Source organism: Streptomyces rugosispiralis (assembly GCF_024505145.1).
Lineage (GTDB): Bacteria > Actinomycetota > Actinomycetes > Streptomycetales > Streptomycetaceae > Streptomyces > Streptomyces rugosispiralis.
Genome location: NZ_JANIAA010000001.1, coordinates 755822 through 771100, shown reverse-complemented (window position 1 = coordinate 771100; position 15279 = coordinate 755822). Strand labels below are relative to the sequence as shown.

14 protein-coding genes are annotated in these 15279 nt (G+C 70.9%); 8 read left to right on the top strand and 6 right to left on the bottom strand.

Annotation, left to right across the window (positions count from 1 at the left end):
• Positions 1–67: 67 nt before the first annotated feature.
• Both NP777_RS03475 and NP777_RS03470 read left to right on the top strand, forming a co-directional pair.
• Positions 68–400 (top strand): hypothetical protein, encoded by a 333-nt coding sequence (locus tag NP777_RS03475; protein ID WP_256648498.1) that lies wholly within the window; start codon positions 68–70, stop codon positions 398–400.
• Positions 397–1995: a sodium/solute symporter gene (locus tag NP777_RS03470; protein WP_256648497.1), complete on the top strand. Its 1599-nt coding sequence runs from the start codon at positions 397–399 to the stop codon at positions 1993–1995. The genes NP777_RS03475 and NP777_RS03470 overlap by 4 nt, the downstream gene beginning before the upstream one ends.
• Positions 1996–2017: 22 nt before the next feature.
• Here NP777_RS03470 and NP777_RS03465 read toward each other — a convergent pair whose 3' ends face one another.
• Complete coding sequence (locus tag NP777_RS03465; protein WP_256648496.1) at positions 2018–2599, bottom strand: CGNR zinc finger domain-containing protein; 582 nt, start codon at positions 2597–2599, stop codon at positions 2018–2020.
• A 56-nt stretch (positions 2600–2655) separates the two neighbouring features.
• On the opposite strand from NP777_RS03465, the gene NP777_RS03460 reads away from it, so the two are divergent.
• The 3 genes from NP777_RS03460 to NP777_RS03450 are packed head-to-tail and all read left to right on the top strand — an operon-like array spanning position 2656 to position 6271.
• A complete protein-coding gene (locus tag NP777_RS03460) occupies positions 2656–3864 on the top strand; it encodes an MFS transporter (protein ID WP_256648495.1) in 1209 nt (402 codons plus the stop codon).
• A 29-nt stretch (positions 3865–3893) separates the two neighbouring features.
• The gene (locus NP777_RS03455; RefSeq protein WP_256648494.1) at positions 3894–4691 is read left to right on the top strand and encodes a PTS sugar transporter subunit IIA; all 798 of its coding nucleotides are present in this window, start codon (positions 3894–3896) and stop codon (positions 4689–4691) included.
• A gap of 23 nt (positions 4692–4714) precedes the next feature.
• The gene (locus NP777_RS03450; protein WP_256648493.1) at positions 4715–6271 is read left to right on the top strand and encodes a PTS ascorbate transporter subunit IIC; all 1557 of its coding nucleotides are present in this window, start codon (positions 4715–4717) and stop codon (positions 6269–6271) included.
• A gap of 60 nt (positions 6272–6331) precedes the next feature.
• On the opposite strand, the gene NP777_RS03445 is transcribed toward NP777_RS03450, so the two are convergent.
• Entirely contained in the window at positions 6332–8581 is a 2250-nt protein-coding gene (locus NP777_RS03445; protein WP_256648492.1) for an ATP-binding cassette domain-containing protein, read from the bottom strand.
• A gap of 179 nt (positions 8582–8760) precedes the next feature.
• On the opposite strand from NP777_RS03445, the gene NP777_RS03440 reads away from it, so the two are divergent.
• A complete protein-coding gene (locus NP777_RS03440; protein WP_305889345.1) occupies positions 8761–9450 on the top strand; it encodes a MerR family transcriptional regulator in 690 nt (229 codons plus the stop codon).
• A 57-nt stretch (positions 9451–9507) separates the two neighbouring features.
• The gene (locus NP777_RS03435) at positions 9508–9990 is read left to right on the top strand and encodes a VOC family protein (protein WP_256648490.1); all 483 of its coding nucleotides are present in this window, start codon (positions 9508–9510) and stop codon (positions 9988–9990) included.
• A 261-nt stretch (positions 9991–10251) separates the two neighbouring features.
• On the opposite strand, the gene NP777_RS03430 is transcribed toward NP777_RS03435, so the two are convergent.
• On the bottom strand, positions 10252–11184 hold the full coding sequence (locus tag NP777_RS03430; RefSeq protein WP_256648636.1) for a serine/threonine dehydratase: 933 nt from the start codon (positions 11182–11184) through the stop codon (positions 10252–10254).
• Between the two features lie 47 nt (positions 11185–11231).
• On the opposite strand from NP777_RS03430, the gene NP777_RS03425 reads away from it, so the two are divergent.
• Complete coding sequence (locus tag NP777_RS03425; RefSeq protein ID WP_256648489.1) at positions 11232–11882, top strand: TetR/AcrR family transcriptional regulator; 651 nt, start codon at positions 11232–11234, stop codon at positions 11880–11882.
• A 58-nt stretch (positions 11883–11940) separates the two neighbouring features.
• Here NP777_RS03425 and htpG read toward each other — a convergent pair whose 3' ends face one another.
• From htpG to NP777_RS03410, 3 genes are all read right to left on the bottom strand, one after another.
• Entirely contained in the window at positions 11941–13887 is a 1947-nt protein-coding gene (gene htpG, locus NP777_RS03420) for a molecular chaperone HtpG (RefSeq protein WP_256648488.1), read from the bottom strand.
• A gap of 158 nt (positions 13888–14045) precedes the next feature.
• Entirely contained in the window at positions 14046–14201 is a 156-nt protein-coding gene (locus NP777_RS03415; protein ID WP_256648487.1) for a hypothetical protein, read from the bottom strand.
• A gap of 144 nt (positions 14202–14345) precedes the next feature.
• Complete coding sequence (locus NP777_RS03410; RefSeq protein ID WP_256648486.1) at positions 14346–14792, bottom strand: nitroreductase family deazaflavin-dependent oxidoreductase; 447 nt, start codon at positions 14790–14792, stop codon at positions 14346–14348.
• Between the last annotated feature and the right edge of the window lie 487 nt (positions 14793–15279).

The following is a 15279-nucleotide window of genomic DNA, read 5'->3' as shown; positions in this document are numbered from 1 at the left end:
TCTGACCTGCTGTCGTGGCGATTCCGTCCCGGCGACCCGGGACGGAGCCCGCACAAGGAGCCGCGACATGTCCGACCACGACCGCCCCTGGGGTCCGTTTCCTTCCACCCCGTCCCGCACCGCCACGTTCCCGCCCCGCCCCGCGCCACCGCCTCCGCCGACACGGCGCTCACCGTGGCAGCGGCCGTGGCCCTGGCCGGCGCGGGCGGCCTGCACCGCGCTCACCTGTCATATGGCCGCCGTGGTGGTCAACTGCGCCGCCGAAGGCGTCGTCAACCTCGGCGCGGGCGGCGGGTTCACCGTGGGCGCCATGCTGATCGGCCTGGACACGGCGGTGCTGCTCACCGTCCTGGCCCGGTCCCACCGCCGGGCCGGCGTCACGGGGGAGGGGGAGCGGTGAGCTTCCTCGACCCCAGAACGCTCGCGTTCGTGCTCTTCGCGGGCTTCATGGCGGTCTCGTTCCTGCTGTGCATCCTCGCGGCCACCGGCAACGACGACCCCACCGAGTTCTACCTGGGCACCGGCGCGCTCAGCCCGATGCAGAACGGCCTGGCCATCGCGGGCGACTACATCTCCGCCGCCACCGTGCTCAGCACCACCGGCACCATCGCCCTGGCCGGATTCGACGGCGTGCTCATCGCCACCTCCACCGTGCTCTCCATCCTGATGTTCATGCTGGTCCTCTCCGGACCGCTGTGCGGGCGGGGGCGGTTCACCCTCGGCGACGTCCTCTCCGAGCGGCTGAGCGAGCGCCCCGCCCGCACCGGCACCGCCGTCGTGGTGCTGGTGGTCGTCATGCCGCTGCTGCTGGTCCAGCTCAACGGCGCGGGCGCCATGCTGGCGCTGCTGCTCGGCATCCCCGGAGGCGGCGCGGTCACCGGCTGCACCGTCTTCATCGGCTCGCTCATGGTCTGCTACGCCGCCCTCGGCGGGATGAAGGGCACCGGGTTCGTCCAGATCCTCAAGACGGTGCTGCTGCTCGCCGCGTTCGTCCTGCTCGCCTGTCTGGTGCTGAAGCGCTTCTCCTGGAACCCGGCCACCCTCTTCGACGCCGCTGCCGACGCCAGTGGCTACGGCGACGGCTTCTGGCAGTCCGGCCGCCAGTACGGGGACTCCCTCAGCGGCCGTCTTGACGTCATCAGCGTCCAGCTCACCCTCGCCCTCGGCGCGGCCTGCATGCCCCACCTCACCATGCGGCTCCACCCGATCCGCGGCATGCGGGCCGCCCGCGCCGCCACCACCTGGGCGGTGGGCGCGGTCACCACCATCCTCGGGCTGATCGTGATCGTGGGCGCCGGAGCCACCGCCGTCGTCGGCGCCCGCGCACTGCGCGCCGCCGACCCCACGGGCAGCGACTCGCTGCTGCTGCTCACCCTCGCCCTGGACCCGGCGGCGCAGGAGGCCGACCAGAGTCTGCTCTTCTCCGTGGTGGCCTGCGCGGTCGTCGCCACCACCCTCGCGGCGGTCGCCGGACTCACCCTGGCCGCCGCGGCCTCCCTCGCCCATGACGTCCTGGCCAAGGTCGTCTTCAAGGGCGGGCTCTCGGCGAACCGGGAGCTGGCCGCCGCCCGTACGGCCATCGTGGTCGTCGGCGTCGCGGCCGTCGTCCTCGCCATCGCCACCCAGCACTGGAACCGGCAGGTCCTGATCTCCTTCACCTTCGCGGCCGCCGCCTCGGCCCTGCTGCCCGTCGTGCTCTACGGCACCCTGTGGCGCGGCTTCACGGTGAACGGACTGCGCTGGGCGCTGTACGGGGGGCTGCTGCTCACCGGCGTGGCCATGGCCTTCTCCCCGGCGATCTCCGGCAACCCGCTCGCGGTCTTCCCCGAGCGCGACTTCCACTGGTTCCCGCTCCGCAATCCGGGCCTGATCACCATTCCGGCGGGGTTTCTGCTCGGCTGGCTCGGCTCCCGGTTCGGCGGCCGCGGACGGCGGGCCCGGCATGTCCAGGACCCGGCGTGCGGGGACACGTCCTACGCGGTGCACACCGGCTGACGCGTGGAACCCTGTGGAACCCTTACGGAGTCCGGGCTCCGGCCTTCGCCTTGGCGCGCCGGTGGGCGGCCACCCGTTCACGGGTCGCGCACCGGCGTGAGCAGTAGCGGCGCTCCGGTCCGCTGCCCACGGTGAGGAAGACATCGCCACAGCCGGGGGAGGAGCACAGACCGCCGGGCGGACGCTGCCCCTCCCAGAGCAGCACGGTCAGCGCCATGCACGACGAGGCGAGGAACCACTCGCCCCAGGGCGCCTCGTCATCGCTGTCCAGATGCGGATGCCAGGGCGAGCGGCCGTCGTGCGAGCTGAGCCGGAGCGGGCCCGTGCCCTCCCGCAGCAGCCGGTTCAGCACCCCGGCGGCCTCGTCGACATGGCCCGCGGCGAACACCTCGCGCAGCCGCAGCGCGGCGGCGCGCATCCCCGAGACATCGTCGGCGGTGAGCTCGAGCGGGCCGGACTCACCGTGGTCGAGCAGGAGCCCGGCGATCGCACCGGGGTCCGGACTCGGCTCCGCGGTCAGGGCGTTGACGAGAGCGGCGGTGCGCCGGGCGGTGGCCCGCACCGAATGCCGGGTGGACCAGTCGTCGTTGGAAGGTGATGACACCGCGTCAATGTAACGCACCTGGCGAGGTTTTGCGTTAGCCCCGTAACGTGCTCCGCATGCCGGGGCGTTACGCGATGGGGTGCTATCTGGGTGGGGCGGCCGCCGCCCGCGCGGGGGACGAGATGTCCGGTCCCGCGCTGCTGCTGGCCGGGCCGGTGCTTACCGGTTCGCCCTCCTCGGGCTCGGCGCTGCTGGCGGGCGTCATGGCCGCGGCCGCGGTCGGCGGCCCCCTCTTCGGGGTGCTGCTCGACCGCTCCGCCCGGCCTGGCCGCCTGCTGGCCGCGGCGCTCGCCCTCTACGCCGCGGGGCTGGGCGCGATCCTGCTGGGCCTGGGGCGGGCGCCGTTCGCCCTCACGGTTCTCCTCGCGGTGGGCGCGGGGCTGCTGGGACCGGCCCTGTCCGGCGGATGGACCTCCCAACTGCCCCGGGTGGCACCGCCACCGGACCTCCCTCGCGCCACCGCGCTCGACGCGATGACGTTCAGCCTCGCCGCGCTGGTGGGACCCGCACTCGCCGGGGCCGTCGCGGGGTCGGCCGGGGCACCGGCCGCGGTGGTGGTGTCCATCGCGCTGATCGGCCTCGCGCTGCCCGCCGCCTGGGCGCTCCCCATGCCCGCGCGATTCACCCCGGTCCCCCCGTCGGCCACGTCGGTCGCCACCGATCTCACCGCCGGGCTGCGGGCCATCGTCCGCAACCGGCCCCTGGCCCGTGCCACCGCCACCTCCGTCGTCTCCTGTGTCGGCCAGGGCGCGCTGCTCACCTGCTGGCCGCCGCTCGGCGCGGCCGTGCTCGGCGGTGCCGACCGTGGCGCGCTGCTGCTGTCCGGCACCGCCGCGTCGGCCCTCGTGGCCAACGCGGTCCTCTCCCGCCGCCCCCGCCCGCCGCGCCCGGACGCCGTGCTCCTCGGCGGAGCCCTGCTGCTCGTCCTCGCGCCCCTGCTCGCGGCCACCGGTCACCCGGCCGCGCTGATCGCCGCCGTGCTGCTCACCGGCGCCGCCGAAGGCCCCCAGCTCACGGCCCTGTTCGCGATCCGTCACCGGGAGGCGCCCGAGCGGCTGCGCGGCCAGGTCTTCACCACCGGCGCCAGCCTGAAGATCACCGGCTTCGCCCTGGGCGCGGCCCTCGCCGGTCCGCTCGCCACTTGGTCGCTGCCCGGCGCCCTGGTGGTCGCCGGGGGGTGCGAGGCGCTCGCGGTCCTGGTCTTCGTATGCTTGCCGGGCGCTACGGAGGATGTCGCTCCGATTCTGCCCCCCGGGGCTGTGTGACAGAGCCGATGTCATCCATGATGACCTGCATGGAAGACCTGAAAGACCTGCTCCCTGTCGAGGCCGTCCGGCTCGACGTACGGGCGGCCGACTGGCGTGCGGCGATAGGTGCCGCCGGCCGTCTGATGGTGGAAACGGGAGCCACCACCGACGAGTACACCCGCGAGATGGTCGCCAACGTCGAGGAGAACGGGCCGTACATCGTCATCGCGCCGGGCGTGGCTTTCGCCCACTCCCGGCCGTCCCCGGCGGTGCTGTCCACCGGGATGTCCTGGGTCCGGCTCACCGAGCCCGTGGAATTCGGGCATGAGTCCAACGACCCCGTCACCCTCGTCGTCGCCCTGGCCGCCCAGGACTCCGCGGCGCACACGTCCGCGATGGCGAGCCTGGCGCGGCTGCTGGGCGACCCCGACACGGCGGCCGCCCTCGCGGCCGCGCCCACCCCGGAGACGCTGCACGCCGTACTGGCCGGGGAGCGGCCGGCGGACGGCCCCGGGCCGGAGCCGTCCGAGCCGTCCGCGTCCGAACCCCGCGCGGGTTCGCTGCACAAGATCCTCACCGTCTGCGGCAACGGCGTGGGCACCAGCCTGTTCCTCAAGAACACCCTGGAGCAGGTGCTGGACCGCTGGGGCTGGTCGAGGTTCGTCACCGTGGAGGCCACCGACACCATCTCCGCGAAGGGCAAGGCATCCGAGGCCGTGGCCCTGCTCACCTCCCGTGAGATCGCCAGGATCCTGGGCGATGTGGGACGGCCGGTCAAGGTCGTCCAGGACTTCACCAGCACCGCAGAGGTGGACGCGGTGCTCCGGGACACGTACGACGTCTGAACGACGGGGACAGAGGAAGCACCATGGGCTGGTTTGTCACCCTCGCCACGTTTCTCGTCAATGAGATTCTGAGCGAGCCCGCGTATCTGATCGGCATCATCACCGCCGTCGGACTCATCGCGATGAAGAAGAGCACCGGGCAGATCATCGGCGGCGCCATCAAGGCGACCCTCGGCTTTCTGCTGATCGGTGCGGGAGCGGGGCTGGTCACCGACTCCCTCGCCCCGCTGGGCACCATGATCCAGGGCGTCACCGGCGCCCACGGCGTCATCCCCACCAACGAGGCCATCGTGGGCATCGCCCAGGACCAGTTCGGCTCACGGGTCGCCTGGCTGATGATCCTGGGCTTCGTGGTCAGCCTGCTGCTGGCCCGGTTCACCCCGCTCCGCTATGTCTTCCTGACCGGGCACCACATGCTCTTCATGGCCACGCTGCTGACCGTGGTCCTGGCCAACGGCGGCCGCTCGACCATCGCCGTGGTGGCCGTCGGCGGGGTGCTGCTGGGCATCATGCTGGTCGCGATGCCCGCGTTCGCGCACCCCTGGACCAAGCGCGTCACCGGCAGCGACACCGTCGCCATCGGCCACTTCGGCACGGCCGGATACATCGTGGCGGGCGCGGCCGGAAAGGTGGTCGGCAAGCGCAGCCGCTCCACCGAGGAGATGAAGCTCCCCGAGGGGCTGCGCTTCCTGCGCGACTCGATGGTGGCCACCGCCCTGTCGATGCTGCTCATCTACCTGGTCATGGCGGTCCTCCTGCTCGTCAAGGAGGGGCAGAAGGCCGCCTTCAAGGCGTTCGCCACGGGCACCGGCGGCGCCGTGGCCACCGGCACCGGCAACTATCTGATGCAGTCCGTGATGCAGGGGCTCCAGTTCGGCATCGCCGTCGCGGTGATCCTCTTCGGCGTCCGTACGATCCTCGGTGAGCTGGTCCCCGCCTTCCAGGGGATCGCGCGGAAGGTCGTCCCCGGCGCCCTGCCCGCGCTCGACGCGCCCATCGTCTTCCCGTACGCGCAGAACGCGGTGCTGATCGGCTTCATCTCCAGCTTCACCGGCGGGCTGATCGGCCTGGCCCTGCTCACCTGGATCTTCAATCCGGCCTTCGGCCTCGCCCTGGTGCTGCCCGGTCTGGTGCCGCACTTCTTCACCGGTGGCGCGGCCGGGGTCTACGGCAACGCGACCGGCGGCCGGCGCGGCGCGGTGGTGGGGGCCTTCCTCAACGGGCTGCTCATCACCTTCCTCCCGGCCCTGCTGCTCAAGGTGCTCGGCGCGTTCGGCGACCAGAACACCACCTTCGGCGACGCCGACTTCGGCTGGTTCGGCGCGCTCATCGGCAACGCGGGCAAGGCCGGTGGCGCCGCCGGGCTCGTGGTCATCGTGCTGCTCGGCCTCGCGGTCCTCGGGGCCGCGATCCTGGTGCAGAAGCGGGTGGTCGACACCGGCTGGGACCCGGGCGCGGCGCGCGACGCCCTGATGCCGCGCGAAAGCGTCGTGGCGCCGGCCGAGGCGGGCGCCACCACGGCCGTCTACGCCAAGATCCCGCCGCCCGCGGGCGCCCCCGCACCCCCGCCCGCGCCCTGACGCGCCCGCCACTCCGTGCCGCCCCGGTGGTCCCGCCGACGGGACCACCGGGGCGGCGGCTCACGTCCGTTTGACGTAGTCGCGCAGGTGGACGGCGGTGAGCGAGCCACCGTTGTCCACGAGGTCGGCGGGGGTCCCGGTGAACACCACCTGGCCGCCGTCGTGGCCCGCTCCCGGACCCATGTCGACGATCCAGTCCGCATGGGCCATCACGGCCTGGTGGTGCTCGATGACGACGACCGTGTTGCCCGTGTCGACGAGCCGGTCGAGCAGGGCGAGCAGCTGGTCCACATCGGCCAGGTGCAGTCCGGTGGTCGGCTCGTCCAGGACGTATGTCGTGCCGCTCCGCGCCATGTGGATGGCCAGCTTCAGCCGCTGGCGCTCACCCCCGGAGAGCGTGGTGAGCGGTTGGCCCAGCGCCAGATAGCCAAGCCCCACCGCGGCCAGCCGGTCCAGGATCACCCGGGCCTGACCGGTGGTGAAGAACTCCAGCGCCTCGGCCACCGACATGCCCAGGACATCGCCGATGTTCCGCCCGCGCAGCCGGTACGTCAGCACCTCGGGCCGGAACCGCTTCCCCTCGCAGTCCTCGCACACCGAGGCCACCTCGGCCATCATGGCGAGATCGGTGTAGATCAGCCCGATGCCCTTGCACCGCGGGCAGGCGCCCTCCGAATTGGCGCTGAACAGCCCCGGTTTGACGCGGTTGGCCTTGGCGAACGCCGTCCGGATCGGATCGAGGAGCCCCGTATAGGTGGCCGGGTTGCTGCGGCGGGAGCCACGGATCGCCGACTGGTCCGCGACGATCACCTCCTCCCGCCCGGACAGCGACCCATGGATCAGGGAGCTCTTGCCCGATCCGGCGACACCGGTGACGACGGTGAGCACACCGATCGGGATGTCCACGCTCACATCCCGCAGATTGTGCAGCCGGGCGCCCCGGACCGGCAGTTGCCCGGTGGGCTGCCGCACCTTCTCCCGCAGCCGCACCCGGTGGTCCAGATAGCGCCCGGTCAGGGTGCCGGAGGCGCGCAGGCCCGCCAGGTCGCCCTGGTAGCAGATCCGCCCGCCCGCCACTCCGGCGCCGGGCCCCAGGTCCACCACATGGTCGGCGATCCGGATGGTCTCCGGTTTGTGCTCCACGACCAGCACCGTGTTGCCCTTGTCCCGCAGCTGGAGCAGCAGCCGGTTCATCCGCTCGATGTCATGCGGATGCAGACCCACCGTGGGCTCGTCGAAGACATAGGTGACATCGGTCAGGCTGGAGCCCAGGTGCCGGACCATCCGCACCCGCTGGGCCTCGCCGCCGGACAGGGTGCCGGACTCCCGGTCCAGGCTCAGATACCCCAGGCCGATCTCGACCAGTGAGTCGAGGAGGGCGCGCAGGCTCTCCAGCACCGGCCCGACGGAGTCGTCCCGGATCCCGCGTACGAACTCCGCCAGATCGCTGATCTGCAGGGCCGAGCAGTCCGCGATGGAGCGGCCGTCGATCCGGCAGGACCGGACGGCCTCGCACAGCCGGGCGCCCTCACACTCCGGGCACTCGGTCAGGGTCATGGCCCGGTCGGCGAACGCGCGCATGCGCGGCTGCATCGTCTCCCGGTCCTTCGCCAGGTACTGCCGGCGGACCTTGGTCACCAGCCCCTCGTAGGTGAGGTTGTTCTTCCCCGCCTTGATCTTGGTGGCCGGTTTGTGGAGGAAGTCCTCCCACTGGTCCGGGGTGAAGTCCCGGAGCCTGGTATCGGGGTCGAAAAGGCCGGAGGCCGCCATAACCTGCCAGTGCCAGCTGTCCACCTCGAATCCGGGGACGGTGATCGCCCCCTCCTTCAACGACTTCTCCCGGTCCACGAGTTGGCCGACGTCGATGTCGGTGACCCGGCCGAGCCCCTCGCACCGCGGACACATGCCCTCGGCGGTGTTGAAGCTGAAGGCGAGGGGAGGGCCGACGTACGGGCCGCCGATCCGGCTGAACAGGATCCGCAGCAGGGTGTGGGCATCGGTGGCGGTGCCCACGGTGGAACGGGAGTTGGCGCCCATCGGCTCCTGGTCCACGATGATCGCCGCGCTCAGGTTCCGCAGCGAGTCGACGTCCGGACGGCCGAGCGTCGGCATGAAGTTCTGGACGAACGCCGTATAGGTCTCATTGATCAGCCGCCTCGACTCCGCGGCGATGGTGTCGAAGACGAGCGAGGACTTACCGGATCCGGAGACACCGGTGAAGACCGTGAGCCGCTGCTTGGGAATGTTCACACTCACGCCCTGGAGGTTGTTTTCCCTGGCGCCACGGACCTTGATTTCGCTGACATCCATGCCTTCAAGTGTTTCATTGAAGTGCACGTTGAGACTTTTCCCGGCCTTCCGCCCAACCCCTGCCGGTGACACCGGATGGGGTCGACGCTAACCTTCAACTCGCCCGTGAACCCGCGACTCGAAGGTGACGAACCGTGAGCCGTACGGACGCCGCGCCGCGCCCCGTCGATCTGGCCCGTATGGCGGGTGTCTCCACCCAGCAGATCCGCAACTACGTCGACGCGGGCATCCTGCCCCCGGCCACCCGCACCCCCGCCGGATACCGCAGACTCGACGACCGCCACCGCAGAGCCCTGGTGACCTACCGGGCCCTGATGCCGGGGTACGGCGCGGAGACCGCCCGCGCGGTCATGCGGGCCGTCCACGACGAGGACGTCCCCCTGGCGCTCACCCTGGTCAACGCCGGTCATGCCGCCCTCCACGACCAGCGGCTCTCCCTTGAGGCGGCGAGCAAGGCGCTCGAAGCGGTCGCCGAGCAGACTCCGGACGCGTCGGCGCCGTCACGCTCCGGACCGCTGCGCATCGGCGAGGTGGCCGCCCGACTGGGGTTGCGCACCTCGGCCCTGCGGGTGTGGGAGTCCGCCGGGCTGCTGCGCCCTCGGCGCGACCGGAGCACCGGCTACCGCGTCTACGGGCCGGCCGACGTCCGGGACGCCCGGATGGTCGACCTGCTGCGGCAGGTCCGCTATCCGCTGCCCCAGATCCGGCCCGTCCTCGACGGTCTGCGCCGCACGGGCGGCAGCGAGGCCCTGCGTACGGTCATCACCCGACGTCAGAAGGAACTCGCCCAGCGTGCCACGGCGATGCTCGAGGGCTCCTGCCGACTGCACCACTACCTCACGGAAAATGGGTCGGCCGAGGACCGATGAGTTCTCGGCGGGGGAGCGGTCTGTAGGGGTAAACGCTCCCCAGCGCAGGAGGTACCGATGGCCAGCGACGGATTCACCACGTGCCTGTGGTTCGACGGCCAAGCCGAAGCGGCGGCGCAGCACTACGTCTCGATCTTCAAGAACTCCAGGCTCGGACGGATCACCCACTACACCGGGGTCGAGCCCGGCGGCCCGGCGGGGACCGTGCTGACCGTCGAGTTCGAGGCCAACGGGCAGAAGTTCGTGGGGCTCAACGGCGGGCCGGAGTTCACCTTCAACGAGGCCATCTCCTTCCAGGTCCACTGCGCGGACCAGGACGAGGTGGACCACTACTGGAGCAAGCTCTCCGAGGGCGGCGAGGAGGGCCCCTGCGGCTGGGTGAAGGACAAGTTCGGGGTGTCCTGGCAGATCGTCCCCACCGTCCTGATCGACATGATCGCCGACGCGGACCCGCGGAAGGCCAAGCGGGCCACCGAGGCGATGATGAAGATGGGCAAGCTCGACATCGCCGCACTTCAGGCGGCGTACGACGGCGCGTAGCCGATCGCGGCGGGCGGCCGGGCGGCGCCCCGAAGGGGCGCGGGGCTGTGTCGATGTGCGGCTCCGCCGCGTGGGCGCGACCAGCCACGACGGCGCCGCAGTCGGCCGACGACGCACCGCGCCGTTTCCCGCGGAGCGCTTAGAGCCTGTGTCATATCCCCGGCCGGGCGTGCGGCGTCTGGCACGCGCCCCCAGCTACCGCTGGGAGGTGCCCCCTGACGCCGCACGCTGATCCGACCGGGGATATGACACAGGCTCTTACTAGTGGGTGAGGTCCGCGGGGTCGGTGTTGGCGCCGCAGAGGAGCACGGCGACCTTCTCCCCGGGCTCCGGCCGGTACGCGCCGGAGGCCAGGGCCGACAGCGCCGTGGCCGCCGCGTGCTCGACCGCGATCCTGCGGTCCTCCCACAGCGCCCGGCGCGCGGAGACGATCGCCTCGTCGGAGACCAGGACGGACCGCACCCCGTCCTTACGGGCCCACTCCAGCGCGGCCGAGGACACATGGCGCGCCCCGAGCGAGTCCGCCGCCACCGAGTCCACCGGGACGTCGACCACCGCCCCGGCCTCCAGCGCGGCGTTCAGGGCCCGGCAGCCGTACGGCTCCACCGCGACCACCCCCACCCCGCGCTCCAGGGCGGACACCGCGACCCCGGTGAAGAGCCCGCCGCCACCGACCGCCACCACCACGGTGTCCAGGTCGGGCCGGGCCTGGAGGATCTCCTCCATCACGGTGCCCGCCCCGGCGGCGATCAGCGGGTGGTCGTACGCGTGCGACAGCAGGGCACCGGTCTCGGCGGCGTGCTTCTGGGCGGCATCCCGCGCGTCGGCGTACTCGGTGCCGGTCTGATGGACCTCGGCGCCGAGCCGGCGCAGCCGGTCCACCTTCACCGCGGGCGCGGTCTCGGGCACGAACACGGTGGCGGGCACGGAATGCTGGGCGGCCGCCCAGGCGCATGCGAGCCCGGCGTTTCCGCCCGAGGCGATGACGGCACCCGAGTCCGGCAGGGTGCCCGCCTCCCGGTGGGCCCTGAAGAAGTTGAACGCGCCCCGCGCCTTGAAGGTGCCCGTGTACTGCAGGAACTCCAGGGCCAGCCACCCCTCGGCCGCACCCCACGCCCCCCGCTCCACCGGCGCGAGCGCCACGGGCCGGATATGTCCCGCGACCCGCTGGGTCGCGGCAGTTACGTCCTCCATGGAAACAGTCACTGAAACACTGTAACAACCACTGGTACGCTCGGAGCGTGCGAAACAACCGGGACCGAGCCGACCAGCCCACCCTGGAGGCCATCGCCGAGGCCGCCCTGACCGTCGTCGACGACGAGGGGCCCGAGGCGCTGAGCTTCCGCAGGGTGGCGCAGCTGCTGGGGGTCTCCCATGCCACGGTCTTCCGCCGCTGCGGCGACTTCGACGGCCTGGTGAACGCGTGCGCGGACCGGCTGGCCGCGCGGATGCCGCTGGTGGGACAGGACCAGGACTGGGCCACCGCCACCGAGGCCCGCTTCGCCGCGTTCTACGAGGTGCTGATCGAGCACCCCGGTCTGGTGGCGCTGCGGTCGGGCCGCGCCTGGTGGGGCCCGCATCTGCTGAGCCGCCTCGTGGAGCCGCAGCTGGCGCACAGCATCGCCGCCGGAATGACGCCCGAGGTGGCGATCCGCGTCTACCGGCGGCTGTATCTGCTCACCCTCGGCGCCGTGGCCTTCGTCGACCACCGCAATGTGAAGCAGGTGCGCACCGCCGCGCGCACCGCGCTCGCCGCGCTGGACCCCGAGGACTTCCCGGCGCTCACCGGAAACCTGGGCGTCGTCGTGCCCGCGCTGACCGACCACGAGGTCTACCACGGCGCGCTGCGGCAGCTGATCGACGCCTCCGCGGTGGCCTGTCCCGGACGGTGACCGACGCGAAGCGGGGCGGGCCCCGAGTGGGCCCGCCCCGCCTCACACCACCGCGCGGCTACAGCGTCTGCTGCACCCGCTCCGCCACCAGCTTGATGAAGCGCGACGGATCGCTCAGCTCACCGCCCTCGGCGAGCAGCGCCATGCTGTAGAGCAGCTCGGCCGTCTCCCCGAGACCGCTGTCGTCCTTGCGCTCGGCGTGGGCCTTGCGCAACCCGCTGACCAGCGGATGGGTGGGGTTCAGCTCCAGGATGCGCTTGATCTGGGGCAGGTTCTGGCCCATCGAGCGGTAGATGTTCTCCAGGGCCGGGGTGACATCGAAGGTGTCCCCGACGATGCAGGCCGGGGAGGTGGTCAGCCGCGAGGACAGCCGCACCTCCTTGACCTGCTCGCTCAGCGTCGACGTCATCCAGGAGAGCAACTCGGCGAAGTCCTTCTGCCGCTGCTCCCGCTCGGCCTCCGCCTCCTCGTCCTTCTCGTCCTGGGAGTCGAGGTCGACCTGTCCCTTGGCGATGGAACGGAGCTGCTTGCCGTCGAACTCCGGCACGGCGTCGACCCACAGCTCGTCGATGGGGTCGGTGAGGAGGAGCACCTCGAAGCCCTTGTCCCGGAACGCCTCCATATGGGGGGAGCTCTCCATGATCGACCGGGACTCGCCGGTCATGTAGTAGATGTGCTCCTGCCCGTCCTTCATGCGCTCGGCATAGCCGCGCAGCGTGGTGGGCTGCTCGGCGTCCTGGGTCGAGGCGAACGAACACACCTCGAGAATCGCCTCGCGGTTCTCCAGATCGCCGAGGAGACCTTCCTTGAGAACGCGGCCGAATTCCTTCCAGAAGGTCGCGTAGCGCTCCGCGTCGGAGGACATGATGTCCTTCACCGTGGAGAGCACCTTCTTCACCAGACGGCGCCGCATCAGCTGAATCTGGCGGTCCTGCTGAAGGGTTTCCCGCGAGACGTTCAGCGAGAGGTCGGCGGCGTCCACCACGCCCTTGACGAAGCGGAGGTATTCCGGCATCAGCGCTTCGCAGTCATCCATGATGAAGACGCGCTTCACATAGAGCTGCACACCCCGCTTGCGGTCCTGCATATACAGGTCCTGCGGTGCTCGGGCCGGAATGAACAGCAGCGACTGGTATTCGAAGGTGCCCTCCGCCTGCATGCGGATGGTCTCGAGCGGATCGGCCCAGTCATGGCTGATGTGCTTGTAGAACTCGTGGTATTCCTCGTCGGTGACCTCGTCCTTGGGACGGGCCCACAGCGCCTTCATCGAGTTGACGGTCTCGAGCTCGGGCGCCTTCTCGGCGCCCTCCTCCGCCTGCTCCGCCTCGTCCGTGGTGGCCGGGGCCTGGGCGGGGGCCATCCTGATCGGCCAGGTGATGAAGTCCGAGTGCTGCTTGACGATTTCCCGGATCTTCCAGGGCGAGGCGTAGTCGTAGAGGTGGTCCTCGGCGTCCTCCGCCTTGAGCTTCAGCGTCACGGAGGTGCCCTGGGGGGCGTCGGTGACCGGCTCGATCGTGTAGGTGCCCTCGCCGCTGGAGACCCAGCGGGTGCCCTCGCTCTCCCCGGCGTGCCGGGTCTCCATGGTCACCTCGTCGGCCACCATGAAGCTGGAGTAGAAGCCCACTCCGAACTGCCCGATGAGGTCCGCGGAGGCGGCCGCGTCCTTCGACTCCCGCAGCTCCTTGAGGAATTTCGCGGTGCCGGAGTTCGCGATCGTGCCGATGAGCTCCACGACCCCCTCATGCGACATGCCGATACCATTGTCGCGGACGGTCAGCGTGCGCGACTCCTGGTCGATCTCGATGGCGATATGGAGATCGGAGGTGTCCGCCTGAAGGCTTTCGTCGCGGAGCGATTCGAGGCGCAGTCTGTCCAGCGCGTCGGACGCGTTGGAGATGAGCTCGCGCAGAAAGACGTCCTTGTTCGAGTAGATCGAATGGATCATCAACTGCAGAAGCTGTCGTGCCTCGACCTGAAACTCGAAAGTCTCGACCCCGGTAGTCAACTGTTTCCCCTCGTGAGATAAGTGTCGACGCCATCAAGCACAGTGCGTCATCGGCAGCTTATCGAAGGTGGGGGGTGTCGAGCGGCCTTCCGGGCAGATGACGGACGGCCGCTCACCGAGCCGGATACGGTGGCCCCGGGCGACGGGGCCGGAGTGCGTCAGCCGCCGCCGCGCACCTTGCTCCAGTCCAGGGCCTCGGCGGCCTCGCGCTGGATTTCCTCGGCCGCCTCCCGGGCCGCCGCGGGGACGTCGCCGTGCTCGGCCACGAGGCTGTCGTAGATCGGCACGAAGTCTGACTTGTCTGTCGTGGTCATGTGGCGCACTTCCTCGGGTACGGATTCCGGGTCGGCTCCCGGCTACCCGATCTATCAAACAGCCATGCTTTGACGTCGATCACACGGGGGGCTCCCGGCGATCCACAGGGGCCCGGCGCGCCGGAACGCGCCGGGACCCGCGGGTCAGTGTGCGCCGGCCGCCGCCTCCAGCACGAAGACCGGGATCTGGCGGTCGGTCTTCGTCTGGTAGTCGGCGTAGTCCGGGTACGCCTCGACCGCGCGCTCCCACCACCGGGCCTTCTCCTCGCCGGTGACCTCGCGCGCGGTCATGTCCTGCCGCAGCGGGCCGTCCTGCAGCTCGACCCGCGGGTCGGCCACGACGTTGTAGTACCAGACCGGATGTTTGGGGGAGCCGCCCAGCGAGGCGACGACGGCATAGGCGCCGTCGTGCTCCACCCGCATCAGGGGGGTCTTGCGGATCTTTCCGCTCTTCGCGCCCAGTGTCGTCAGGACGACCACGGGCATGCCCCGCATGGTCGTTCCCTCGGTGCCACCGGAGCTCTCGATCAGCTCGACCTGATCGCGTACGAACTTCTCCGGGCTCGGCTCGTACTCACCCTGCAACGGCATGATGTCCGTCCCCTCGTCTCGTGTGCGAAGACTCACCTTGCGTCTCCCCGCGTCGATGGTCAACACAGGGAGTGCGCGAGATCATCCCGGCGGCTCCGGCCGTCGGGGCGGCGACGCGAGGGGATCGGCCGCGGGCTGGGGGTTCGTCCGTCACGCCGCCAAGCGGCGCCGGTCGGGGGAGGGAGAGGACGAAGGGGCGGGGGTGGAGGTGGGGGATTCCTTGTCACCGTTCCGCTCCGCCGCGCGCTTCGACTCATCGGAGTGACGTCCCTGAGAGGGAGGGAAGGTCAGGTCCGGAACGTCGACGACCGGCGGCAGATCGGGAGTGAGCATTGGCTGCTCATTTCTGTCCATGGCGAGCGGGTACCCGCGTGCGGCGGACTCACCCTGCGATACCGGTCACAGTCGGACATGGCGGTCAGATCGACGGTTCGCGCCCGTGGATCGACGGTTCGCGCCCGTGCGGGGTGGACCGCCGGACGGCCGG

What these genes read in the sequence shown, in the direction of transcription:
- NP777_RS03430 (WP_256648636.1), bottom strand. Translation starts at nt 11,184, where the DNA reads ATGGAGGACGTAACTGCCGCGACCCAGCGGGTCGCGGGACATATCCGG.
- NP777_RS03475 (WP_256648498.1), top strand. Translation starts at nt 68, where the DNA reads ATGTCCGACCACGACCGCCCCTGGGGTCCGTTTCCTTCCACCCCGTCC.
- NP777_RS03415 (WP_256648487.1), bottom strand. Translation starts at nt 14,201, where the DNA reads ATGACCACGACAGACAAGTCAGACTTCGTGCCGATCTACGACAGCCTC.
- NP777_RS03435 (WP_256648490.1), top strand. Translation starts at nt 9,508, where the DNA reads ATGGCCAGCGACGGATTCACCACGTGCCTGTGGTTCGACGGCCAAGCC.
- NP777_RS03410 (WP_256648486.1), bottom strand. Translation starts at nt 14,792, where the DNA reads ATGCCGTTGCAGGGTGAGTACGAGCCGAGCCCGGAGAAGTTCGTACGC.
- NP777_RS03445 (WP_256648492.1), bottom strand. Translation starts at nt 8,581, where the DNA reads ATGGATGTCAGCGAAATCAAGGTCCGTGGCGCCAGGGAAAACAACCTC.
- NP777_RS03460 (WP_256648495.1), top strand. Translation starts at nt 2,656, where the DNA reads ATGCCGGGGCGTTACGCGATGGGGTGCTATCTGGGTGGGGCGGCCGCC.
- NP777_RS03440 (WP_305889345.1), top strand. Translation starts at nt 8,761, where the DNA reads ATGGCGGGTGTCTCCACCCAGCAGATCCGCAACTACGTCGACGCGGGC.
- NP777_RS03455 (WP_256648494.1), top strand. Translation starts at nt 3,894, where the DNA reads ATGGAAGACCTGAAAGACCTGCTCCCTGTCGAGGCCGTCCGGCTCGAC.
- NP777_RS03450 (WP_256648493.1), top strand. Translation starts at nt 4,715, where the DNA reads ATGGGCTGGTTTGTCACCCTCGCCACGTTTCTCGTCAATGAGATTCTG.